Annotated in this window: 12 protein-coding genes and 3 pseudogenes; all 15 read right to left on the bottom strand. The window is 42.3% G+C overall.

Annotated features, from left to right (window positions below):
- Positions 1-4 precede the first annotated feature (4 nt).
- A pseudogene (locus tag NXX38_RS10230) lies at positions 5-2,363 on the bottom strand (TIM-barrel domain-containing protein).
- An 8-nt stretch (positions 2,364-2,371) separates the two neighbouring features.
- A pseudogene (locus NXX38_RS10225) lies at positions 2,372-4,166 on the bottom strand (glycoside hydrolase family 71/99-like protein).
- Between the two features lie 56 nt (positions 4,167-4,222).
- Complete coding sequence (locus tag NXX38_RS10220) at positions 4,223-5,209, bottom strand: DUF6528 family protein (RefSeq protein WP_258979406.1); 987 nt, start codon at positions 5,207-5,209, stop codon at positions 4,223-4,225.
- 61 nt (positions 5,210-5,270) lie between these two features.
- Entirely contained in the window at positions 5,271-6,809 is a 1,539-nt protein-coding gene (locus NXX38_RS10215) for a hypothetical protein (RefSeq protein WP_258979405.1), read from the bottom strand.
- A 114-nt stretch (positions 6,810-6,923) separates the two neighbouring features.
- Positions 6,924-8,465, bottom strand: coding sequence for a hypothetical protein (locus tag NXX38_RS10210; RefSeq protein ID WP_148363922.1), 1,542 nt, complete (start codon positions 8,463-8,465; stop codon positions 6,924-6,926).
- A gap of 27 nt (positions 8,466-8,492) precedes the next feature.
- The gene (locus NXX38_RS10205; protein WP_148363923.1) at positions 8,493-9,101 is read right to left on the bottom strand and encodes a fasciclin domain-containing protein; all 609 of its coding nucleotides are present in this window, start codon (positions 9,099-9,101) and stop codon (positions 8,493-8,495) included.
- A gap of 13 nt (positions 9,102-9,114) precedes the next feature.
- A complete protein-coding gene (locus NXX38_RS10200; RefSeq protein ID WP_258979404.1) occupies positions 9,115-10,575 on the bottom strand; it encodes a RagB/SusD family nutrient uptake outer membrane protein in 1,461 nt (486 codons plus the stop codon).
- A gap of 13 nt (positions 10,576-10,588) precedes the next feature.
- The gene (locus NXX38_RS10195) at positions 10,589-13,726 is read right to left on the bottom strand and encodes a TonB-dependent receptor (protein WP_258979402.1); all 3,138 of its coding nucleotides are present in this window, start codon (positions 13,724-13,726) and stop codon (positions 10,589-10,591) included.
- 335 nt (positions 13,727-14,061) lie between these two features.
- Positions 14,062-18,089: pseudogene (locus NXX38_RS10190) on the bottom strand (two-component regulator propeller domain-containing protein).
- 111 nt (positions 18,090-18,200) lie between these two features.
- On the bottom strand, positions 18,201-19,100 hold the full coding sequence (locus tag NXX38_RS10185) for an AraC family transcriptional regulator (protein ID WP_148363927.1): 900 nt from the start codon (positions 19,098-19,100) through the stop codon (positions 18,201-18,203).
- Positions 19,101-19,244: 144 nt separating this feature from the next.
- Positions 19,245-20,399, bottom strand: coding sequence for a lactaldehyde reductase (gene fucO / locus NXX38_RS10180; RefSeq protein WP_004304988.1), 1,155 nt, complete (start codon positions 20,397-20,399; stop codon positions 19,245-19,247).
- Between the two features lie 18 nt (positions 20,400-20,417).
- Positions 20,418-21,227: a rhamnulose-1-phosphate aldolase gene (gene rhaD, locus NXX38_RS10175; protein WP_008997894.1), complete on the bottom strand. Its 810-nt coding sequence runs from the start codon at positions 21,225-21,227 to the stop codon at positions 20,418-20,420.
- 103 nt (positions 21,228-21,330) lie between these two features.
- The gene (gene rhaT, locus NXX38_RS10170) at positions 21,331-22,350 is read right to left on the bottom strand and encodes an L-rhamnose/proton symporter RhaT (RefSeq protein ID WP_148363928.1); all 1,020 of its coding nucleotides are present in this window, start codon (positions 22,348-22,350) and stop codon (positions 21,331-21,333) included.
- 3 nt (positions 22,351-22,353) lie between these two features.
- The gene (locus NXX38_RS10165; RefSeq protein ID WP_258979401.1) at positions 22,354-23,610 is read right to left on the bottom strand and encodes an L-rhamnose isomerase; all 1,257 of its coding nucleotides are present in this window, start codon (positions 23,608-23,610) and stop codon (positions 22,354-22,356) included.
- A 47-nt stretch (positions 23,611-23,657) separates the two neighbouring features.
- The gene (gene rhaB / locus NXX38_RS10160; protein ID WP_258979400.1) at positions 23,658-25,118 is read right to left on the bottom strand and encodes a rhamnulokinase; all 1,461 of its coding nucleotides are present in this window, start codon (positions 25,116-25,118) and stop codon (positions 23,658-23,660) included.
- Between the last annotated feature and the right edge of the window lie 99 nt (positions 25,119-25,217).

The following is a 25,217-nucleotide window of genomic DNA, read 5'->3' as shown; positions in this document are numbered from 1 at the left end:
CTAATTAAAACTTTATTTTTACCTCTCTACCTGTGTAGACACACTCTTTACTCTCAAGAGCAGCACCTTCAGGCAGATATAATTTCATATGCACTTTTATTTGTTCCGGCATACCGGGATAAGTTCCCTCACGCAGGCCAATAGTCAATGTCCGTTCCGAATCTTTCCATTGCACCGGCACTTTCGAACATACACCCTCTTCATAACGGTAGGAATCACCTTCATCCTCATACCATAAAAAAAGAAGCGTCCGCTCCTCCATAGATACGCAGTTCCAATTCACGGTCGGGATATTCCATCGCATATTGTTTTACTTCTGCCAAAGGCAAGATAGAACCTGCCTTCACATAGAGCGGAAGTATATCGAGGATACTTGTCTGCATTTGTTCTCTTCCTCCTTCAAAAGCTTCTCCGGTCCAGAAGTCATACCAATATTTACCGCTGTGTTCCGGCAGATAAATGCTGATGTTCTTTTCTTCCGATTGCGGACGAAATACCGGACGCACCAATAAGGAAGTACCGAACATATAGGCATTATCAATATCAAAAGTCCGGGTATCTGTCGTGAAATCCATTGCCAAGCCTCTCAACATGGTATAGTTATTGGCAGTTACCTGATGAGACATTGAGTAAATGTAAGGCAACAGACGGTAGCGCAGATGGATATATTTCACCTGATTATCATAGAATAATGTCCCCTTTTCACCGAATTGCCAAATTTCACGCGGCACGTTCGTACCGTGAGCACGGAAGATAGGAGTAAATGCGCTAAACTGGAACCAACGGGAATACAACTCTTTATAATCATTACTTTTCAGTCCGTCGGGATATTTCGCATCCCGTTCTGTGACGAAGAATCCTCCCGTATCGGAAGTCCAATACGGAATACCGGACATAGACAAGTTTAAGCCGGCAACCAGTTGTTTGTGCATATTCTCCCATGAAGCCGAAACGTCACCCGACCATACAGCCGTACCATAATGTTGTTGCGAGGCAAAGGCGGAACGAGTCAGGATAAATATTCGTTTCTGATCGCTTTCGGCTCGCAGGCGTTGATAGAAATCTTTCAGCATCTCTAAAGAATAGGTGTTCAGATAACGGTGGAAGCTACCCAGATAAGTATTACCTGCCGATTTGGTCTTTTCTTCCTGTTTCAACTGTGTGAATCCGTCTCGGAAAGAAGGTTCCGTTGCATCCATCCACCAGGCATCCACGCCCATATCATAGAGTCCTTTCTTGAGGTATTGCCAGAAGATATCCCGTGCAGCAGGATTATAGGCATCAAAAACCTTATAACCTGCCCATGTAGGTTCGCTAAACAATGCACCGATAGAATCCAATGACTGATAGACAGCCGTTTCCGGTCCGAATCCGGGCCATACGGAAAGCATAAAATGAACATGGTCCTGTTGATGCAGTTCATCAATAACCTGACGGGGATGATTAAAGTTTGCCGGATGGAAAGTCAGGCTGTTCCAATGAGGTTTGTCTCCCCAATATTCCCAATCCTGCACAATGTTATCCAACGGAATTCCCCGTTTACGATATTCTTTAACGACTGCCTTCAATTCATCGAACGACTTATAACGCTCTTTGGACTGCCAGAAGCCATATACCCATTTTCCAAACATCGGCACGTCCCCCGTCAATTCCCGATAACCGGCAACGACTTCGTCCATATCCTTGCCATAGACAAAATAATAGTCGGAAGCATCACCTACTTCGGAAGTAAACGAGTAGCCCTCCTTCGTATCTTCAAACTTCGTAGAAGAATAATTATCCCATAAGACACCGTATCCGTTGGTCGAAATAAGGAACGGATTGACAATATCCATATTGGCCTGCAACAGAAGTACGGATTTCCCCCGATAGTTCATGATTCCGTTCTGATACTGTCCCAACCCGTAAATAGCCTCATCCTCGGTAGGAACAAAGCATTGAGTGACTTCGAGACATTGTTCACCTCCGGCAACCGAACGTTTAAAGTTCCGTGCCTTTCCATCCCCTTTCTCTTTTAGTAACAACTTACCTGTGGATATTTCCTGAAAAGTGAAAGCCGCATCTGCCTTATCAAAAGCTACGGAAAGTTCACGGGTGCGAAAGAACAGCTTCTGTCCCGTATCTTCCCATTTATAGTCTTTGAAAGCCGGCTTTTCCGCATCGACCACCAATCTTTTTGTTATCAACGTATCACCTTGGGGAAAAGACAAAATCCGTACGCATCCCGCCGACATAAACTCAACCCGATATTGAATACTGTCAGATACGAAAGCACATCCTCTGCCATCCTCATGAACCGGAGAGGAACAGCCGAAGTAGGATAGTACCGATAAAACTAATAACCAATTATTTAAGCTCTTCATCCATGCATTTATTTGACTGTGTAGATCGTATAACCCAATGACAAATTACGGACTACGACATTTCCTTTTAAATAAAAAGTAGGCATATTGAATCCATTCACGATATTATCCTTATACAATTCTACTTTTGCGCTTTTCCACTCGCCCGTATTGTCGGTACGTATCCGGGATACAATTTTAAACGGCTCTTTCGGTTCACGCAGCGTAGACGAACGTATAAAAAGAGATTCATTTCCTTTGTCCAGATACTCAAAATAGAGATATCCTACATAGTTATTCATTTGTAGTTTGGAAACCAACTCTTTAGGCAAAGAGATAGAGAGAGTCTCTTCGGCACTGTAGCCACCGGATTTCCGCTTTCCCTGAATCTTCATGTCCGACTCACGCAAACGCATCATCTCAACCGTTAAAGCCGACTTTGCCGTCTTGACATCATTTTCTATTTGCGACAACAAACCTATCGCCACCGGATAACGTCCCTGGCTGATTAACAATGCTGCTTTATCGAGGGAACGATGACAACCGGATACGTCCATCTTTGTCTTTTCCAAGAAACGGGCTTCTTTTCGCAAACGGAAAAGCATCAAAGGCAAGGTTAATCCACGTTCATCCGCCTGTTCACCTTTGAACTCTGCCGCATATTTTAAAGTAGTACGCAATTCGCGGTCGCCGTTTTCAATGGTTGGCTCTATTTCGTGTCCTTCGGTATAGTCGCTCCACGAAGCAATAAACATCATATCCAAGCTGTCTTTCTCCGCCATACAGAACTTCCACATACTTTGGTAGGTTTCTCCATTGTTGCGAGGAATATAATAGGAAGTGTCCGCGTCCCCAGCCTGCACACCCCCGGTTATCCATCCCCGGCATGGCAAATCCCGACTTTATTGTATATGCAGGATTGTTACTATGCCAGATAGAATCGCGGAAAGGTTTCATAAACTCGATAACATCATCCTGTGTGGCGTAATTATCCCATTCGGCATGTGCCTGATCTCTTGTACGGACACGGGCAGGAAGCCATGCAGTCGGAATTTCTCCCACTTCTTTCCAAGCATCCATTTCATCGCTACGAGTGACGGGGATATATTTATCGTTTTCCAGTTTTCCCCAATCCGCCCAACGGCGTAAAGCAACCGGTTGCTTCATTCCTTGCGGTAACTTCGCCAGTGATAATACTTTCTTATATTCATCCACCTTCGCTCCGGGACCGAAATGATAAAAAACAGGCATTCCCTTCACCATAGGAGCTGTAGGACCGGTAAAGACGCTATCTACCAAATATTGGTAACATTTAGCCATGTATTCAGTCTTTGCCTCACGGGTATTGATTTCCGGATAAAGTTTAGTAATCCAGTCATAATACAACCAACCGTCACACCAGTTTACCCCGATCTCAAAGTCATACTTCGCCGCCACTTTCTGCATCTCACGCAACAAGATGTCATTTTCGTGAGGCTTGAATCCCCATTCAATAAAGAATCCATCTATCTTGGCTGCTTTCGCAGACAAAATCTGATATTCGATATAATCGGGATCGAGATTGGACTGCATTCCGACTTGCGGATAAGCCACTGCCGCTATTTCATGCCGCCCTTCACTGTCTATCAGGTCGGCATTATAACACAGCGACTTTCTTCCGGTACTTGATTTCTCCGTATTGGCATACATCTCCCAACGGCCCAACTTTCCGTCATGCTGCCGGGTATAGCGTACACCGTGAAAGTCGGCATACACTTTCTTTCCATTCTGCGCCAAAGCCGGCAATGCGATAGATACCAATAAAAATAGAAGAAGCTTCCTCATTGTTCCAAACTTAATTATTCAACTTATATACTCTATCAATCTTCCGTGATACTTAATCAATCCTCACCCAACACGAAATCATGCTTTTCCGGATAACTGAAGGTATTGTCTATCATCCAACGGCCTTTATAAATCTTGGCTCCGTCCATTTTGAAAAGTTCTTCTCCCTTCTCATTTACAAGTCCTTCTGCCCACCACTCTTCAGTCGGTTTCAACATCAGGATTCCATCCGGTCCGTTGCAGATACTTTTTATATCGGCTATGCTATACACTTTCTCGCAGGTCGGAACATCCGTAGAAATATCAAACTTATAAACTGCCGAAGCCGCTGTCAACCATAATTTATCTTCTTCACCATACACCGGGAACAAATCATGTCCTCCAGATTCCTTGTCGAAGGTATATATACGTGTCTGATTAGTAAGTTGCGGATTATTCCGATTTCCATTATAATTCATACGGAACAAAGCTGTTACACCCGCCTGTATGGTAGCCGTAGCATAGATACATTCTCTTTCCTTATCCCAGACTACATTATGGGCATTACCCAGTTTTATGGTATTAGCTTTCATTCCTAATACTTTTACCGTATCTACTACAAAGGTATTGATTTCACCGGATTTCGACTCTGCCGTAACGATATTTCCATCCGGCAAAATTTCTACAGAATGCGGGTTCTGTCCACAGTTTGCATAAAACATTAATTTATGGTCTGACAAGCGAATTAAAGCTACCGCCCCACCGGAAGCAGTCATTAGAATATAGCGTTTATTAAATACCGGTTTTACTTCGCTCGGATTAATAAACCAATCCTGATGTGCCGAAGGAACACGAGCAGTATAAGGATCCCAACTCCATACATTACGTTGGGTTTCTGCATCTCTTATCACAATAGCACGTTTTGTTTGCTCTGCCAAAACATATGCCTTTGCGGGAAGCTGAAACGATTCATTTTTCACAATCGGAGCTGCGTCGTCATCTGAACAAGCACCTAAAGCTATATTAAAGCCTAAAAAAAGAGCTAATAAACTGATCTTCTTCATTGTAGTAACTATTTCAAATTATATTTTCTTTTTCTATCAAAATCTCGATAAACTATCCTACTCATTGCTTGGCATCATAATAATCAATCAATGGATATACAGCCAAGTTCAGTTGTCGTACATATGAGAGGAAGGATTCATAGGGTTCATATTCCAGCGAAACGATTCCTTTATTTGAGGCACTGCCATCCGAAGCATAACCATCGTTGTATTCAAAATGTACCCATCCAACACAATTCTGCGTTTCAAGTAAACGAAGACAGAAATTCTGATGAAATTCTCCTCTGTTCTTTTGTGTACGGACAAGCCAACCACCGCCTTCAGTATTTGCATATTTAACCCCTTGATAACTGGCATCCTCTGCTTTCGTATAAAATTCTGATACCAGAAATGGCTTCGCACCACACCATACTTTCAAATTAGCAAGGAAGTCGGTTTCGGGTTGCCAACGTCCATAGTAATTAACAGAAACAACATCACAGTAACGGGCACAAGCTTCTACCACTTTCTGGTTATATTTGCTCCAGTCATGAAGACGCGTACCTAAGATCAAATGCTCCGCATCATGGCGGCGAACAGTTGTTGTGGCTAACTGATAATAATAATCAGAAACAGCTCCACGAAAGTCTTCCTGATCTTTCTTGCTTATTGCCGCCGAAGAAGCAATCCCTCTTTCTTGCATAAACTTCTCCGCATAAATCCGGGCAGCTTTATAACGATCGGGCAAGGATAGAAAATGCTTCAACTCAATTCCCTTTACTGGATCACCATTCTGGTAACTTGCAAACGGCAATTCATTATCAAGATAATATCCGATAAAATGTTTATCACCTGCAAACAATGCTGATTTCTCCTGTACAAGATTATCAATATATGCTGCAAATGTGGGTTCGAAAAGAAGAACCAGACGATTATATTTATCATCATCAAAAGCATATCCCAAATTCTTAGTCATATCCCACATAAAAGTGCGGAGTAGATACAGCGTTTCCGCATAAGCAATTTTCTGTGTCTTCGGAGTCAACAGATTGGCACGTACCGCTACGGGAAATGCTTCAATACGGTTTGAACCATATGAGATATAGTTTATATGATTGTCCGCCAACATTTTGCCAGTCACCTCACTCCATCGGGCTTCACTTCCATATTTTGTAATGAAAGCTTTCTGGTGAGCTGTAGACTCCCCTGGACGAACATGCTGAATTCCATGCAAAATAACAGCTCCATTATCTGGATCAAGCAGGTAAGCTCGTCCTCCACAATAGGCAACCCGGAAGAACCCTTCTTTTCCTGTTACAGAAGAAGGTTGCAACCCGATCCGTCCTCCCCATGCAGTCCTGCTATAATCTCCCGAAGGAGCGTATCGGTTCATATTATCAATGATACGGGTCTCACGGGAATCTGCAGTAGTCCACGATTGAAAAGTCCCATTCTGCCACTTTCTATACTCTACATTCAGATAAGTATACTCATCTGCTGGAGTAGTAGGAGTTTCTGGTTCTGAAGGTTCTTCTGCACTGCCAGAACAACTTATTGCGAACAATAATATCAAACTGGCTAAACAAAAAAAGCAAAAATACCTGTATGTATGTTTTTCCATATTACTTTCAGTTAATGTTAGTATCGTGTACGAGACATTCATCTCGCACACAACAACTAACCTCTTATCCCTATACAATCCACCTGTTTCAATACATTGCGAACGGGAGCATCTTTACTTCTTTTGGGGGAATTTGATTTCAACAGTCATTACTCGGGCAGTTGCATTATTGGAAACCAAATCCTTAGGTTCCGTTATATTAATAACTTTCATAACTCCAATTCTTCCTCCACCTGCTGTAGAAGAACTTCCTGTGCGGAAGGCTATAATATTTCCAACAGCAATAGGATCCAACAGACTTTGAGTTATACTACTTGAAAGTATTTCCGAAGAAATAGAAGTCACAGTTGCATTCTCATAATCAAAGTTAGATAATATAGCAAAACGTGTTAAGTTTTTCACCTTTATAGCCGACAGTTTACCAGTAGACCCGGAAAACTCACTATCCTTTCCTGTATTATCCATAGAGTATAAGCGAGGAGTACCTGCCGCCCCAAAACAATAGAATTTAAAGTCTATATTCTTCGCATTAGCCTCATTAGCGATTGCATAATCAACAGAGTATGTTTTCAAATCATTCAAAGACACCATTCCAAATGCATCCGGATATTTCTCATGTGCATTATTAGCAAGAGGCTGGCTACCTACATTCAGTGTAGCAACCTCCATATTAACATACGCTTTCACATAGCCTGTTGCTTCTTTGCCTTCTCTTCCATCAGAGACTACTACCTTAAGTTTTGAAGTAGCTTCGGTAAAATCTATTTCCGGAGCATAATTCAAAGTATGTTCTCCACTTCTAGTTTCACGCAAGGCCTCAACTTCCGCTCCATTTTCAATACGGTAAATTACAACCTCGTGCACTCCACGTACTGACTCTATCTGCATAGATACTCCTTTTTTAGCATCAGTACCTGCAAAAATTGCGGATTCTGTTAAGGTCAAAGAAGGTCCGGGGATAGTTTTATAAGTTACAGGTAACGTTGAAATCGTAATATAACCATAGGTATCTTCCGCTTTTACTTTAAAACCTCTGTCGCCTTCTTTATAATTAATCATTTCGTCAAACGTGTACTCTTTCTCCCCACTCAAATTTATCGTTCCTTTCGCTTCCTGTCCACTAGCCGAAACCAAATACATTTCAACTGTTTTCAAACCAGCCTCCGAAGTTATTTTAAATGTAGTACGAGGAATAGTAGGATTCTCATCCATTTCATCATAGATAATCTCTTCCGGATCAAAAGTGATAACCGGACGTTCTACCACATCAGTCACAGATATGGGCAGTGTTCCTGTGATAGCATGATTCAGTTTATCAGTCGCTTCAATAATAAATGCCTGATAATTTGCATTATATTCTAAGTTTTCCGACAAACTATAAGAGTTCGGATTAAAAAAATCCGTGACAGTCTTATACTCAACAGTACCCTCTACAGTCTGGATTTTCATCGTTACGCTCTGCAATCCAGCCTGGGACTTGATTACAGCTACTACTGGCAGATTGTCGACTTTATTCAAATCAACATCCAATTGTTCCATCGGGAATTTGATAACAGGAGCAGACGCATTAGGATCAATGCCTTCATTGTCGTCGCCGCAAGCTACTAAGTTTAAACAAAGCCCGATTAATAAGATGGTATATAATTTACGAATCATAATAAACTCATTTTAATGTAATACTGATTATTTCTGGTAATAACAATATTTCTCGAAGATATGAATGACACCATTCGTCGGCAAAATATTACTAGTTTTGGCATTACGCTGAGGTGATTTGCCATTACTACCCGTTTCATTCACCAAGATCTTGCCTACGGCAGCCTGCCACGGGTTCTTCCAGACAGACATTGTCATCAATCCCTTTTCCCCGGGAAGCATCGTCAAAACAAACATAGCTTCCACCTGCAGTTGACCATAGGAACTGTATTCACCATCTACAATATGGTATAAAAGCATATTTTTCACCGTTTCTTTATCACAGTCCGTAATAGAGGCTATCCCCGGAAAGGCATTTTCACGGTATGATTGCATTGCCGTATTATTCAAAGCCAAATAAGTGTATTTATTTTCGGTTTGAGTATAATAATCCTTCAAACCTGTATACTCTATAGCGGTAGTAAATTCAGAGAACATATCCTGATGATCCTGAAAATACTCCCAAGCTGTTACATTTACATGAGGATCATCTACTGATGCTTCATAATCATAATTCTTCTGCAATTCCAAGTCACACCCAGCTAGCGCAATAACGCTCAAGCAAAAGAAAAGCGTTCTATATATTGTCTTTTTCATCGTTTCAATCTTTTTAATTGTTACCATAATATGCATTCTGAGTTATCTTCGGATTCTCCAATATGTGAGAATAATGAATCGGGAACAGCTCATTTCCATCCTGACTCATGCCATTAATAGGCTTCATCACTTCTTTCCATTTCCCTGTACGTAACAAGTCGAACCAACGACGGCCTTCACCCACTAACTCTACCTGCCGTTCACGCAGAATATAATTAATGACTTCATCTTCCGATGCAAAACTAAGTGCAGTAGGAGTAACCAGTCCGGCACGGTCACGTACTTTCTTCACTAAATCCAAAGCTTCTTCCCATTTTCCTAAACGGGCACGTGCTTCGGCCTGCAATAACAACATATCCGTGTAGCGATAAATAGGATAAGCAACCTCACAAGTCTTATTTAATGAGTTACTAATATCACCGGCCATATATTTACGTAATTCGTTTCCATTCTGATAATCTTTCACAGTATAAGCTTTACGTAAATCACCCTGCATATCCGGTTCATTGAAAACACTCATCAACTTATCCGACAAAACGGCAGCACGGTTACCAGAGCCGGAGAACCATTGATACATATAACTATAACCATTGGTTCCCACTTCATCCATATTAAAATGAATCAGGAAAATAAACTCTTTTGTAGAATACTCATCATTTTCCGGAGTATCATCCGATGGCTTGTTATTCAATTCCTCTGTGAACATTGTATGCCAAGTTTGAATAGAGGGTTCAAAATCTACCAGACGCCCTTTGGAAGATTTTATATCAGCCATCTTATCAATGGTCTGATCAGCCAAATTATATTGCTCTGTCCACATATAAACATCAGCCATGATGGCCCAAACGCCACAGATAGAGATACGCTTGCGTTCGTAATTTTTGTTACGGTTAATCAGACTCTCCGCTTTCTTCAGATCCGGAAGAATTACATTATCAATAATATAATTCTTATCTGTACGTTCCTTGTAAATAGCCTCCGAATACTTTTCAGTAGGTTCTATAAACAAAGGTACGTCTCCCCAGACACGGATAGCATAGAAGTAGGCCAAAGCACGTAGCGCATACGCTTGTCCGAGGTAATCGTTGCGGTCTGCCACGTCGGGCATACTGATATTAGGAACATATTTGATGGCCAGATTGGTCTGGTTAATCATCTGATACAAGGTTGTCCATTTCGCACATTTCTCGTCCGTAGACATCAGGTTATTAATCACACGTGCCTGATCGGCCATCACCGGTGCTCCGGGAGCTACGTTATCCGAACGGAATTCACCCCAATAAAAATAATTCTCGCGTAAAGTGGAACGCAGCAATCCGTAGATTTCATTTATACCTGCCTTAGCATCACGGGCGGTCTGCCACATGTCACCTGCCGGGATTTCACTCACCGGTTCCTCATTCAGAAAGTCTGAACAGCTATTCAATGATAGAGCCAGGCATACAGCTCCAACAAAATATTTTATATTCTTCATACGATATTTTCAATTAAAAGTTAGCAGAAAAACCAATACCATATTCTCTCTTTCTCGGATAACGATAAGAGTCTTTACCTACCTGCAAAGGATTACTTGTAGAGAATTCAGGATCGAATCCCGAATAGTTGGTCCATGTCAACGCATTGTTTATAAAAGCGTAGATGTTTATATTCTTCAACATCAGCTTCTTTATCCAGTTTTCAGGAAGATCATAGGCTATACGTACGTTCTGCAAACGGATAAATGAAGCATCTTCCAAATAGAACGAGTTACCCATACGCGCATTGTTGAAATCATCGTTATACGGACGCGGATAGATGGCCTGATCGCCCGGATGCAACCACATATTATGAATGACTTCCGGTGAAGGAGTAGTTCCGGTATATTTGAACATATTACGATTATGTTCGGCAGAATTATAAATCTGTCCTCCCAAAGAATAATAGAATCCCAAATACAAGCTTACGCTTTTCCAAGTCACGGTTGTATTCAAACCACCGGTCACATCAGGCATGGCATTACCAATCACCATACGGTCATTATCATCAATCACACCATCACGAGTTCCTTCCGGCTCTTCCCAGTTGTAATCTCCACCACGGAACGGTTTGCCGTTCGGTAACGTTTTCTGGCGGATATCACCTGCATATTCCTTTCCATTCAATAAATACTTGTATTGGAATACACCATTTTCAAATACCGGAGTCAGTTGTTCCCATTTATCTGTAAAAGCGTTCGATTCGTCGTAAGCAAAGATACCGGCGCTTTTAAATCCATAGAAGTCACCTACACGGCCGCCTTCTTGCATCCACCAGATATCACCTTCCATATATGCCTTACCTTCAGACAGTTTCTCAATGCGGTTGATATTTCTGGAGATATTGAAAGAAGCATTCCACTTCCAGTCCTTTGTGCGGATAATATCACCGGTAACGGCAATTTCAAAACCGCGGTTACTCATCTCACCGACGTTTGTCTTCATATATGCAAAACCGGATTCTTTAGGCAATTGGTAGTTTGCCAACAGACCGTCTGTATATTTATCGTAGTAATCGGCAGTAATCGTCAAACGGCTATTCCAGAAATTCAAGTCCAAACCAAGGTTGAACTGTTTGGTTTCCTCCCATTTCAGGTTGTCTTTACCGATACGGGTCGGAATAACACCACCCACTCCGTCATAGATAGAATTCGGAGAATAAGAATAAATATAGTCATAGTTTCCGATCGCTTCATTACCCGTAATACCATAACTTACACGTATCTTACCATCTTCCAGGAATTTCTTCGAGAACTTCATGAACTTCTCATCAGAGAAACGCCATCCCACTGACACTGACGGGAAATTTCCCCATTTGTTTTCTTTCGCGAAACGGGAAGAACCGTCACGACGCATATTCGCTGTAAACAGATATTTTCCCAGATAATCATACGTCACACGTGCAAAGACAGAAGCCATGGAGTGATTGCTCAAGGTAGATCCCGTAGAAGACAAATCCAAATTAGCAGCAAAGGCATTCATCGTATAAATAAAGTCGGTGGATGAATTCAAACCTACAAAGGTTTCATTTTCATAACGCCATTGTTGAGCACTGACACCCACCATTGCGCTGAAATTATGTCCCTTGATCTTACGTGCATAAGTGATGAAATCTTCATTCATCCAGTTCCAGTTCAAGTAATTATAAGAATAGCCCTTATTCTGTTTCTGCCATTCATCGGTGATAAGACTCGGTTCGAGTTTTTTGCGCTTGTCCAGATAGAAGTTGGCATTGATATTGGCTCTGAACTTCAGATATTTGTTGAATTTGATTTCAAAGAACTGGAAAAAGTTCGCCTTATAAGAGTCTGTAAAGTCAGTTGTATAATTAACCTGTGCAATAGGGTTCTTCTGACCATTAAACACTCCAACCAAAGAGCCATCCGGATAATAAGTATTGAAATAAGGGCGACGAGTCAATACCGCACTCAATAATGTACCTTCATTCAGACCTTTCTTCTTAGAATAAGTCAAAGAAATACGGCTACCCATATTCATCCAGTCTGTCGGTGAATAATCGGAGTTGATACGAGTATTTAATCTTTGAAAACCGGTATTGGAAATAATACCTTTCTCGTTATAATAACCGGTATTGATGAAATATTTCAGTTTCTTCGTACCGCCACCTACGCTGATATCCACCTGATCTTTCTGCGCAGTGCTCGTAATCATGTCCAGATAATCATTGTCTACATTGAAGAAAGAGTTCAACGGATCATTCAGTATATCACTACTTTCGTCAGGATTACCTCCGCCGTATGTTTCAAAATACTCTTTGCGGTACTGGTCGTACAACAGACGCTCTTTGCGATTTGCCTGTGGCACCTTATGAGACAATGTACCCCATGAGTGATTATACTTGATATCAATACGGGCTTTACCTTCCTGACCGCTCTTGGTAGTGATAATAATCACACCGTTAGCCGAACGGGAACCGTAGATAGCTGCAGAAGCAGCATCTTTCAAAATCTCCATGGAAGTAATATCATTGGTATTGATACCGTCGATACTTTCCAAAGGCACACCATCTACAATATAAAGAGGAGTCACTCCTTCGGCGGAGAAAGTGGAAGTACCACGAATTTTAATAGAAGAAGACTCACCGGGCTGTCCCGAACCTGACACTACCTGTACACCGGCAGTAGTACCTTGCAGTGCTTCAAAAACATTAGTAGCCATTTTCTGCTCAATAGCCTCACTTGAGATGGAAGTAATAGCTCCCGTCACATCACGCTTTTTCATCGTACCGTAACCCACTACCACTACTTCGTCCAGTAACTTAGAGTTCTCTTCAAGCGTAATATTCATTGTTTTATCTTTCACTACTACCTCTTTAGGGGTATATCCCATGAATGATACAGTCAAAGTAACTCCCTTCTTTGAAACATTCAATGAGAAATTACCATCTAAATCCGTAATTGTCCCATTAGATGTTCCTTTCTCCATCACGTTAGCGCCAGGCAAAGGAAATCCTGTTTTATCCACAACAACTCCCTTCACTGCAAACCCGCCTTGAGCATAAGCCGGATGGACAAGGAAAAGGAGACTCAAGGAAATCAAAAGAAACGACTGCAACAACCGCACTTTTGTCCTACTCTGCAAATTTTTCATAACTAGAATAAAATTAAATTGGTTAATTATCAAGGTTTTACTCACTACTTAATTAATTAGGAGAAATACATTGGTTCTCTCCTGTAAGATGTTATCTTTTATTTATTACACGGATGATTGTCTTTCATAATACTATACAATAATTATTATATTAGAATAAAGATTATATCATACTTGGTCTGCTAAATAAAAGTGTGTGCGGACACACCTAATTAAAGAAAACTCAAGTACAAGCTGGCATGATCCAACGCCACAAAAGTATCGCATTTGAGCATATTGCACCCTATCGAATTGTTCGTTTTATCTAGTCTAAAAATTCAGATGACTTATTTTAATCACCTTACAGAGGGATCGGAAGGGGCATCATGAGATTTCCTATACTGTGTAGGAGCTATATCAAAAAGTTCTTTAAAACATTTGTTGAAGTATTGAGGATTTCCAAATCCTAACCGGTAAGCAATATCCGAAATGTTCATCTCCGGAGCATTCAGCAGAAAATACGCAGCCTTTTTCAGACGGAGATTCATGATAAAATTATTTGGTGTACTTCCCGTGATACCTTTTATCTTCTGAAATAAGACAGTACGCCCCACCCCCATCTCCCGTGAGAAAGCATCTACACTGAATTCGGGATTTTCCATATTATCTTCCACCACTTGAGTAGCTTGTTCGATAAACTTCTGGTCGAGTTCGTTCGTTGCAATCTTCTCCGCCTTGCTATCCAATTGATGGGCATATTTATTCTGTAAAAGTCTGCGGGTATTAATGAGATTATTGCATTGCATCACCAGCCGCCGCATATTAAATGGCTTCACCACATAAATATCCGCTCCAATTCTCAATCCTTCCAACTCACGTTCGGGAGCACTAAGGGCAGTCAGAAGAACGACAGGTATATGACAGGTTTCCTATATTGTTCTTGATCTTGGCACATAACTCTGTTCCGGGCATTCCGGGCATCATGATATCCGAAATAACCAGATCGGGCTGCATCACCTTTACTTTCTCGTATCCTTCCTTGCCATCACTTGCAGTTTCAACCGTGTACAATGGAGAGAAAATATCCACAAGGATATTTCTGATCTCTTCATTATCATCAATTACCAATAACTTACAGTCAGTAGTCCCGCTTTCACTCTGGGCTGACCGCACCTCCTTAACCAACAGTTCTTTATCTTCCGAATAATAAATATATTCCTTATCCCGCTCCGGTTCAACCCGGGCAACAGAAGAATCAAAGTGAGCATCCCCTTTTTTCAAAATGACCTTAAAACAAGAGCCTTTTCCCAACTGACTTTCTACTGTTATATCCCCCTGATGGGCTTTCACAATACCCTGACTCAAAGCCAGTCCGATACCTGTTCCTCCATACTGTCCTATATTCTCAACCTGATAGAACCGCTCGAATATCTTAACGTAGTCTTCCTCGGAGATTCCCGCACCATTATCGGAAACGGAAAACATACATTCCTCCGTTCCATCAGCCAATTCCATACGGATAGTTCCACCGTCTGAAGTATATTTAAAAGCATTAGACAGCAGGTTATTAACCACCTTTTGTATTTGCATCCGGTCTCCCCACACGAGGCATTGCTCGCAGTCGGCATGCAAAGCAAACGAAATATTCCTGTTAGCAGCCAACTCCTTGAACAATACATAATGCTCTTTGAGCAAAGAATATAAGTCAAATTGAGAAACTTTCAGTTTCAAAAGTCCCTGTTCTTGTTTCCGGAAATCAAGCAATTCAGTAATCAATGATTTCAGGTTACCTGCATTTTTATGTATATTCAACAGTTTTGAATAAGCATAGGTAGACAATTTGCCGGAATTCAGCAATAGATCAACCTGTCCCAGAATAAGAGTGATCGGAGTTCTGATTTCATGCGAGATATTCGTGAAGAAACGAAGTTTGGATTGATTCATCTCTTCAATGTATTGCTTCTCGCGAAGTTCAAAATCCAATGAAGTTTTCAGGAACAGACGGATTCTATATTCTCTCACGATAAAGAATAGCATAGTAAGAATCACGCATACATAAATCGTATAGGCCCACCAAGTGGCATAGAAAGGTGGCGTAATCGTTATATTCAGCGATCTGATTACTTCCGGGAAGTTCTTCAGCCTGATCTCAAAGACATAATCGCCCGGAGAGATGTTCGTATAAGTAATATCATTTCCCAAACGGTTCTCGCTCCATTCATCATTATACCCCATCAACCGGTATTCTACCTCACCCCCGCCTATATGCAAAAAATTATCTGTCGAGAAGCCGATAGGAAAACACATTCTGCAAGTAATTCAATTTGATCCGGTCGGTATAGGCAAAGGATTTATTTAAAATACCGGTTTGATCGCCTGTTGTTATCTCTTTGTTGTTGACATACAAATGCGCCAACTCCAGATCGTATATTTTCGGAGGATAATACAGACTACTTTCACGAATGGTAACCAGTCCGGTGGCCCCTCCCATATAAATATCATGATTGCGCGATACATGCATGGATTTCCGGTTCACAAGAGTCAGAGGAAACCCTGTTTTCGAATTGAAGTTAATCACTTTTCCCTCTTTCTGCTCCAGCATTGACAATCCATGCCCGGTACCAATCAGCAAATTTCCGGAAGGAGTTTCACCCAATACCCTGATATTTTCTCCTGACAATGCACTTTCAGAAGTATGCAAATGAAATGAACGGTCTTTCTTATCCAACAAGAAAAGTCCGTTTCCATGTGTCCCTACCCAAATATTTCCTTTCCGATCTTCATAGATAACATTGACCAGCTCTTTTTGAGATCTGACCCGTTTCTTCAGACTTATCCTATAGGTTTCAAACCGCTTTTCCTCAATCACATAAGCTACACAACCGTCATCGGAAGCAAACCATAATCTGTTTTTCGAATCAAGCAATAGGGTGTTGTAGTTATGTGTAAACAATTCCTTCTGATGAAACAACACCTCCGGTTTCAAGGTCTGTTTATCCAAACTCACAATAGCGGATGTTGTCCCGACATACAATTTACGAGGCGTATCTGCCAAAGCAAACAGGGCTTCTCCTACACTTTCTTCTCCAAGCGGTTCGAGATTATAGATATCATTCCGATAGTTATCAAGATGAAAACAATTAACCTTATTGGTAAAGTCAGCGGCAATCCATAAGCAATTATTAGCCTCATCGAAAACAACATCTTTCAGATAGTCCGTACTGAAATGATACCCCGTATGCGCATTAAAATGCTTGAACTTCCCTTGCTCCGGTTGATATAAATCCAATCCGCCTCCTTCCGTACAAATCCAGATATTTCCGGCTTTATCTTCCGCCATAGCACCGACCACCGGAAAAGACAATCCGGTGTCCGAAGCATGATAATGCACAAAATGCTGATATTCCGGGGAGAAAAAATTTACCCCTCCCCAATAAGTCCCCACCCAAACAGTTCCCTGATTGTCTGTATAAAGAGACGTCACCGAACGATTGGACATGGCACCCACCCGGTTAGGATCTGCCTGATAATGGAATATTTTCCCGGTAGCCACTTCAATCTTACTCAATCCACTTCTGTAGCCTACCCATATATTTCCTTCCAGATCCTGACATAATGCTCTCGCCATATCATCCCGAACCGTATAAACACTCTTATCATTGTATTCATAGTGATGTATGATGGCACCTTGAGGTGAAAAACAGAAAACGCCCTGATCCTGCGAACCTATCCAGATATTCTGGTCGTTACTTTTTATCAGTTTCATCACTTTAATTCCGGGCAAGTGAAGTGACATCGCTCCGCTAGTGTCTACACGCATCACCCCACCTTCTTTCAAAGCAATCCAGAGGCTTCCCTCAGAACCTTCCACCATCGTCGGGCCACTGTCCGGCAGCTGCAAATCGGCATACATCGGTTTCAAGAGGCGGGTATTCTTATCGTATAAGAACAGTTTCCCTCCTTCTGCAATCCACACTCCCGTCTTTCCTTTGGCAAGAGTGGAGGGAGAAGTCACCGGAAGGATATAATATTTCTCCGTTTCAAGGTCGAACTGGAAAAGTCCGGTAGAAGCCAACAGGAAAAGACTTCCCTGACCGTCTTCCACCATTTGAGTCACATATAAATTACCATAACTGATAGAGTCGTTATGAAAGTGGTTGAAGACTTTGATGTGATTGCCATCGAAACAATTCAGCCCGTCCAGAGTGGCAATCCATATACGCGATTTCTCATCCTGGCAAATATCGCTCACCGTTATTTGCGACAATCCATCTTCCACACCCAATGTTCTGAACTTGTATTCCTGTGACCGGAGTGGAAATACAAATCCAAAAAGAGATAGCAGAATCAAAAAATGGATATTAGATAGTCTTTGTCCGCGCATATCAAGAATGATGGTTTATAGCACACATTAATCTCGTCACAAAAGTAACAGTTTTTATGATATTCCCAAAATCAGAGCAAAATTACTGATAGATATAGACTTTCACCCTATTCATTCTTCCCGTCCGAACGAACGATATTCCAACGGAGTCAGCCCTGTACGCTTCTTGAAAAAAGAGAAAAAGTATTCGGTAGACTGGAAACCCAGGAAAAAAGAAATCTCTTTCACGGATTGGGAAGTTCCGACCAGCATTTGTTTGGCCTTACGTAGTTTCAATTCCTGAAAATACTTGGCGGGAGCATAACCTGTATATTCCTTGAAAACACGTCGGAACCATGAATAACTGATGTTGAGCCGCATAGCCAACTCTTCCGGATCCACATTACCGGAAACATTTTCATTCATGATAATTTTAGCCTGCTCTATCTTCTGGTCCACATCACTCATCTCAAAAAACTTATTCTTGGAAACGGAAAGAATCATTCCTATCATGTGAAGCACAATGCCGGAAAGATATTGTTGCGCGGAAATCTTATCCGCTTCTGCCACAGCAAGGGCACGGGAGAACAAGGAAACCAACTCTTCATTAATACCAATTTCGAGTATTTGCTGTTCCTGCGACAAAAAAGCATCGTTCACGATGGCGTCTATCATTGGTCCTTCAAAACCAATATAATACTCCGTCCAACCAGTCTGCCGTAACGGGCGGTAAGTATGCCATTGACCGGGAAACAGCACCATCAGCCGACCTTTACAAACCTGCTTTTCGGAAGTGGAATCGGATGAAAACAAACCACGCCCTTTGGTGATATAAACCAACTGATATTCGCGAAGTACCCTTCCTTTTTCCGCATTAAAAAAGTAACCGGAGGGATGTTCTTTCAACGGATAAGGTGAATCGGGAGGGATAGACTGATAGCCGACAGTATTTACCCACAGGCCGAATTTACGGTCCATGTCATTTACAATCAGATATTTAAATTCTAATCCCAAACTATTATCCTCGATCATATCAGTGTGTTTTCATGCAATTGAACCAGACAAAAATAGGAATTATTTTCAGAAAACACACGCAAGGGTATAAAAAAACATCCGGAGCGTACTTTCAAGTATCTCCGGATGTTTATATAAAAACAAACTTTACTATGACGAGATTTAGAATGCTTTATGATACAAGGCTTCAATATCCGCTACCGAAGTAGGACGAGGATTTCCACCTGTACAAACATCATTGAAAGCAGCTACAGCCAATGCAGGAATATCTTCTTCTTTCACATTGATTTCATGCAATTTCTGTGGGATATTAATGCTGATAGAAAGTGCTTTCACAGCTTCAATAGCAGCTTTAACGCCCTCTGCTTCACTCATTCCGGTAGTATCCACTCCCATTGCTTTCGCAATATGGATATATTTCGGAGCTGCCGGAGATTCAGCATTGTATTCCATCACATACGGTAACAACAAAGCATTGGCTACCCCATGAGGAGTATCATAGAATGCACCCAGCGGATGAGCCATTGAGTGAACTATTCCCAAACCGACATTCGAGAATCCCATACCGGCAATATATTGTGCCTGCGACATTGCTTCGCGGGCTGCCACATCTTTACCATTATCTACGGCTGCTTTCAGATTTTGTGCAATCATCTCAATAGCCTTCAATTCGAACATATCGCTCATTACCCAAGCACCCGGAGTAATATAACTTTCGATGGCATGCGTCAGAGCATCCATACCGGTAGCGGCAGTCAGTCCCTTCGGCATTGAGTACATCAGTTCAGGGTCTACGATAGCCACGGCAGGGATGTCGTTCGGGTCTACACAAACCATCTTCTTACGGGCATCTTCATCAATAATTACATAATTGATCGTTACCTCGGCAGCCGTTCCGGCAGTAGTAGGCAGTGCAAAGGTAGGTACAGCTTTATGTTTGGTATCAGCCACACCTTCCAAAGATTTCACATCTGCAAAGTCAGGGTTGTTCACAACGATACCGATCCCTTTGGCGGTATCGATAGAAGAGCCACCACCCAAAGCTACGATAAAATCGGCTCCGGAAGCTTTGTAGGCCGCCACACCGTTTTGTACATTTGCAATAGTAGGATTAGCTTTTACATCACTATAAAGTTCGTAAGGTATCTGGTTCTCATCAAATACTTTAATGATTTCGGCAGCTACTCCAAACTTAATCAAGTCTTTATCCGTTACAAAAAAGGCTTTCTTAAAGCCACGTCTGGCTGCTTCCACAGCAATCACACTCCGGCATCCGGCACCGAAGTAAGAAGTTTCATTTAAAATAATGCGATTCATGGTTGTGCTATTGTTTTTTTATTTAGGGAGATTAAAAGCAACTGTCATTTCTTTCATCTGTTCCTGACTCATACCATCCGGCTCAAAGCCCATATTTTTCGCCGCAATATAGATGAGAGCCGATTTATTAAGTACATCAATCTGGTCGAACGCCTGCATCGCATCGCAATCTACTGCAAATACACCATGTTTCTCCCACATCACAACATCGTAATCCTGCAATTCCTTGATGGTAGCTTCCGCCAACTCAACAGAACTAGGCAATTTATAAGGAATGATACCCAAACCACGCGGACAGAATGCCTTTGTTTCGGGAATCATACTCCACAACAGATTGGTAGCTACATCTTTTTCCAGGAACTTCGGGCAATGCGTCATGGCAATCAGTTCGATCGGGTGTGTATGCACAGATGCTTTATAAGGAGAGTTTTTACTCAACAGGTCATTATGCACGCTCAAGTGAGAAGGCAATTCCGATGTCGGAGCCACAGCCTCGTCCGCAATAATTACGTAGCTGGCACAGTCATCCAGAATACGGATCACCGAACCATTCTCCATTGGCCAACGGGCCAAATCGCGCATGCGCTTATTAGTTCCCTTGCAGTAGAAATAACATCCTTTCAGATAAGGAAGAGTTACACCGATAGGTTTAACTTCACTGATCGGTTTCATCTGACGGATTTCATCGTCTACAAACTCTGTGATATTAACAGTGATATTACCACCGTTACGTTCAGCCCATCCTTTCTGCCACAAGTATCCGGCAACTTCCGCTACCTTGTTTACTTCTTTGGCAAGTCCCGGACGATTCTCTAAGATTGATTTCATTCTATATATATTTTTTAATTAGGCACGGATTACACAGATTACACTGATTTTGTCGCAAGTTATAAAAAAACTGTGTAATCCGTGTAATCCGTGCCTGATTTTTTTAAAACAAATTTGGGAACACTAATGAGAAGATAAGTACGATCAGACCAGCTATCAGCACAGTTATGGTCTTATTTGACACGCCTTTCCATTCTTTCAGAATAATTCCCCAAACATTACTAAATGTGACATTCAATGCCATCAAAATACACCAGGAGAAAGCCAGCAATACCGGACTTTCCGTAAGGAAACTCTTACCCATTTCCAGTCCGAAGAACTGCATGTACCATAGTACACCAGCCAACGCACAGAAAACTAAATTATTACCCCATACTTTTCCTTTAGCATAGTCACCCATCGATTTATTCGCTACATTCTGCTGCAGGCAGTAAACTGCATTTGTCAGGAATCCCCCCAATGTAACCAGAAAGATCACCGGAAGTCCGGCATAAAGCCCTTCTACTCCACCGGCTAAAGCAGCTTCCTTGATAGGTGTTCCCGCATCCAGTCCCAAAGCAAAACAAGCACTCATGACACCGGCTAGAAGTGCAACCAGCAAACCTTTTGTCAATGCGAAGTCCTTTACGGCAGCACGTTTTTCTTCTTCACTCATGTTTTGTGCACGCAAGCTACCGGCATACCCGATAACGGCAATACCCGCCAATGTGATGCAAACACCCAACAGAAGAATCAACCCGTTACCTTCAAACAAGTTTGTACCTGCAAAAAGAGCCGGAAGAAGAGTTCCGAAACCGGCACAAGTACCCAATGAGATACTCTGTCCCAGCGCAACCCCCAGATAACGCATGGAAAGCCCGAAAGTCAAACCTCCCACTCCCCATAATATACCATAAAAGATGCTCATTCCAGCACCTCCCGCTCCCCATAAATCGAACAAACTACTTTCCTGGGGTACACCCAGTAGTGAACCCAGGAACGGGAACACTAACCAGGCAAATACACCTTGTATTAACCAGAAGCTTTCCCAGCTCCATTCCTTTACCTTTTTAATAGGCACATAAGAACTGGACTGGCAAAAGCTACCGATAGCTATAATCAATAAGCCGATTAAAATATCCATAACTTATCGTTTAGAAGTTACTTCGGCTTCGTACTTTTCGATTTCTGCGATGAAATCTTCACCTACAGGAACATTGTTCTTCAAGCAGAACATATCCCAAACTGCATTCCAAGGCAGCGCTTTTTCTTCTTCAAGCAGAGCCAGACGCTGGAATCCCTGTCCGTTTGCTTCGTATTCACGCAACTTCGCAATCGGTTCGAGCAAAGCACGAGTCATACATTTCTGTGCTGCACGGCTACCGATCACATAAGCACCGATACGGTTGATAGATGCGTCGAAATAGTCAAGGCCATAGTGTACACGATCCAAAGCACCACAACGAACGATTTCGCTGAACAGTTCCATAGTCGGGTCATCCATGATAGTAACGTGGTCTGAATCCCAACGAACCGGACGGCTTACGTGCAACATCAATTCAGGAACATAAAGCAACAGTGAAGAAACTTTATCAGCTACACTTTCTGTCGGGTGGAAGTGACCGGTATCCAACGTAATCATCTTATTACGAGAAGCACCGTAACCGATATAGAAGTCGTTAGAACCTACCGTGTAGCTTTCCAGACCGATACCGAACACCTTAGATTCGATACAATCCCTCATATTCTTATATTCGGTAGCGAAAATCTGATCCAAAGAATCTTTCAACAATGCACGATATTTCATACGGTTTACGGTAATGTCCTTGCTTCCGTCATGCACCCAAAGGTTCATGATACACGGATCGCCCTGTGCCTTACCCATTTCTTCCGCAACTGCACGACAACGTTTGGTATGCTCAATCCAGAACTGACGGATGCCTTCATCAGGATTAGAAAGTGACAAATCACCTGATTTCGGATGAGAGAAAGAAGTAGAGTTGAAGTCGAGCTTCATGTTATGTTCTTTACCCCATTCAATCCAGCTCTTGAAATGTTCCGGTTCTACTTGGTCGCGGTCTACCACCTTACCTTGGAAATCTCCATAGATTTCATGCAAGTTCAAACGATGAGTACCCGGGATATAAGAAGCAGCCTTCAAGATGTCGGCACGCAGTTCATCAATGTTACGAGCTTTGCCCGGATAATTACCGGTTGCCTGAATACCTCCGGTCAACGAACCGGCCTGTACTTCAAATCCAGCAACGTCATCAGCCTGCCAGCAGTGGAGTGACAGATGAAAATCCTGCATAGTTTTCAATACTTTTTCGGTGTCTACACCTACTGCTGCATAACGTTCCACAGCAATTTCATACGCTTTCTGAATCAGTTCTTCTTTTTTCATGATATTCTATTAGTTTTAAAAATGATTATTCTGTCGGTTGTTCCTATTTATTTCCGAACGCAATTCTTAAAATGGATATAAGCCGTATCCCAAGCTTCCGTGTCTTGCGGTTGATAAGTCTTCAACGGGATAGAACGGTTAATTAACTGGCGCATACCGGCAACATCCGTTGCTTCGCCTGCTGCCATGGCCTGAATCATCACATTACCGATGGCTGTCGCTTCAGACGGGCCGGCTACCACAGGAATGCCTATTGCATTGGCAGTAAACTGGTTCAGCAAATCATTCCGGCTACCTCCGCCAATCACGTGCAATGTATCAATCGGACGGGGAGAAAGTGAACGTAAATTCTCCAACACCTGACGATAACGCAAAGCCAGACTTTCAAAGATACAGCGCACCACTTGTCCTCGTTTCTCGGGAACCGATTGTCCGGTAGCCCGGCAATATTCAGCAATGGCTTTTTCCATATCCGCAGGATTCGCGAAACAATCATCATCCGGATTAATCAGACTACGGAATGGTTCACAAGCATCCGCCTCACTGATTAATTCAGGATAACTTGTATCTCCCCAATTCAGACGGCAACGTTCCAGCAGCCACATTCCACAAATATTCTTCAACAGACGAATGGTTCCTTCCACACCGCCTTCATTGGTAAAGTTCAACGCTTCCGTTTCGGCATTAATCACCGGAGCATCCGTTTCAACTCCCATCAGCGACCAGGTTCCGCTACTCAAATAAGCAAAATTGCGATCCAATGCCGGAACGGCAGCAACAGCAGAACCGGTATCATGGCCGGCTACCGCAATCACAGGAATCGCCCCCAGTCCGGTAATCTTTTGCACTTCTTCCGTCAATACTCCCACCTTTTCACCCGGAAATACAAAACGGCCGAAATTCTTCTCACTCAATCCTACCGCCTTCAGCAACTCCGGCTCCAAACGTCGTGTTTGTGCATTCACCAGCTGGGCTGTCGAAGCAATCGTATATTCCGTCACCATCTCTCCAGTGAGCATATAGCTCAACGCATCCGGCATAAACAGAATTTTATCTGCCGCCTCCAATGCGCTGTCGTGATTGCGACGTAAAGTATCTAATTGGAAAAGTGAATTAAAATTCATAATCTGAATACCCGTTTTGCCATACACTTCGCTACGGGAGATACGGGAGAAAAGAGCCTCCGGTGCTCCTACCGTATGCGGGTCACGATATGCATAAGGTTGACGGAGCAAGTTACCGTCTTTTCCGACACATACAAAATCCACTCCCCAAGTATCGATGCCGATAGAAGCAATAGATTCGCCACGGTGAGCAACCAACTTTAATCCGTCAATAATGTGACGATATAATGCATAAATATCCCAATAGAAATGTCCACCCACTTCAATCAGGTGGTTAGGAAAACGATTAATCTCTTCCAGATTTAATCCGCCTTCAATGAAAGTTCCCAAGATTGTACGACCGCTCGTTGCGCCCAGGTCGACTGCAAAAAAGTTTTGTTTCATGGTATTCTGTCTATATGTTTAAGGTATACATTTACCTACATGGCAAAGATAGGCGATTCCCTCCTCCCTTTCCTTATGTATTTTGATTGAAAGGGTATA

The sequence above is a fragment of the Bacteroides sp. BFG-637 genome (genome assembly GCF_024793605.1).
Classification (GTDB): domain Bacteria; phylum Bacteroidota; class Bacteroidia; order Bacteroidales; family Bacteroidaceae; genus Bacteroides; species Bacteroides vicugnae.
The sequence above is the reverse complement of the archived record's forward strand: the minus strand, read 5'-3'. Positions and strand labels throughout refer to the sequence as shown.

What these genes read in the sequence shown, in the direction of transcription:
- NXX38_RS10165 (WP_258979401.1), bottom strand. Translation starts at nt 23,610, where the DNA reads ATGAAAAAAGAAGAACTGATTCAGAAAGCGTATGAAATTGCTGTGGAA.
- NXX38_RS10205 (WP_148363923.1), bottom strand. Translation starts at nt 9,101, where the DNA reads ATGAAAAAGACAATATATAGAACGCTTTTCTTTTGCTTGAGCGTTATT.
- fucO (WP_004304988.1), bottom strand. Translation starts at nt 20,399, where the DNA reads ATGAATCGCATTATTTTAAATGAAACTTCTTACTTCGGTGCCGGATGC.
- rhaT (WP_148363928.1), bottom strand. Translation starts at nt 22,350, where the DNA reads ATGGATATTTTAATCGGCTTATTGATTATAGCTATCGGTAGCTTTTGC.
- rhaD (WP_008997894.1), bottom strand. Translation starts at nt 21,227, where the DNA reads ATGAAATCAATCTTAGAGAATCGTCCGGGACTTGCCAAAGAAGTAAAC.
- NXX38_RS10200 (WP_258979404.1), bottom strand. Translation starts at nt 10,575, where the DNA reads ATGAAGAATATAAAATATTTTGTTGGAGCTGTATGCCTGGCTCTATCA.
- NXX38_RS10195 (WP_258979402.1), bottom strand. Translation starts at nt 13,726, where the DNA reads ATGAAAAATTTGCAGAGTAGGACAAAAGTGCGGTTGTTGCAGTCGTTT.
- NXX38_RS10185 (WP_148363927.1), bottom strand. Translation starts at nt 19,100, where the DNA reads ATGATCGAGGATAATAGTTTGGGATTAGAATTTAAATATCTGATTGTA.
- NXX38_RS10210 (WP_148363922.1), bottom strand. Translation starts at nt 8,465, where the DNA reads ATGATTCGTAAATTATATACCATCTTATTAATCGGGCTTTGTTTAAAC.
- NXX38_RS10215 (WP_258979405.1), bottom strand. Translation starts at nt 6,809, where the DNA reads ATGGAAAAACATACATACAGGTATTTTTGCTTTTTTTGTTTAGCCAGT.
- rhaB (WP_258979400.1), bottom strand. Translation starts at nt 25,118, where the DNA reads ATGAAACAAAACTTTTTTGCAGTCGACCTGGGCGCAACGAGCGGTCGT.
- NXX38_RS10220 (WP_258979406.1), bottom strand. Translation starts at nt 5,209, where the DNA reads ATGAAGAAGATCAGTTTATTAGCTCTTTTTTTAGGCTTTAATATAGCT.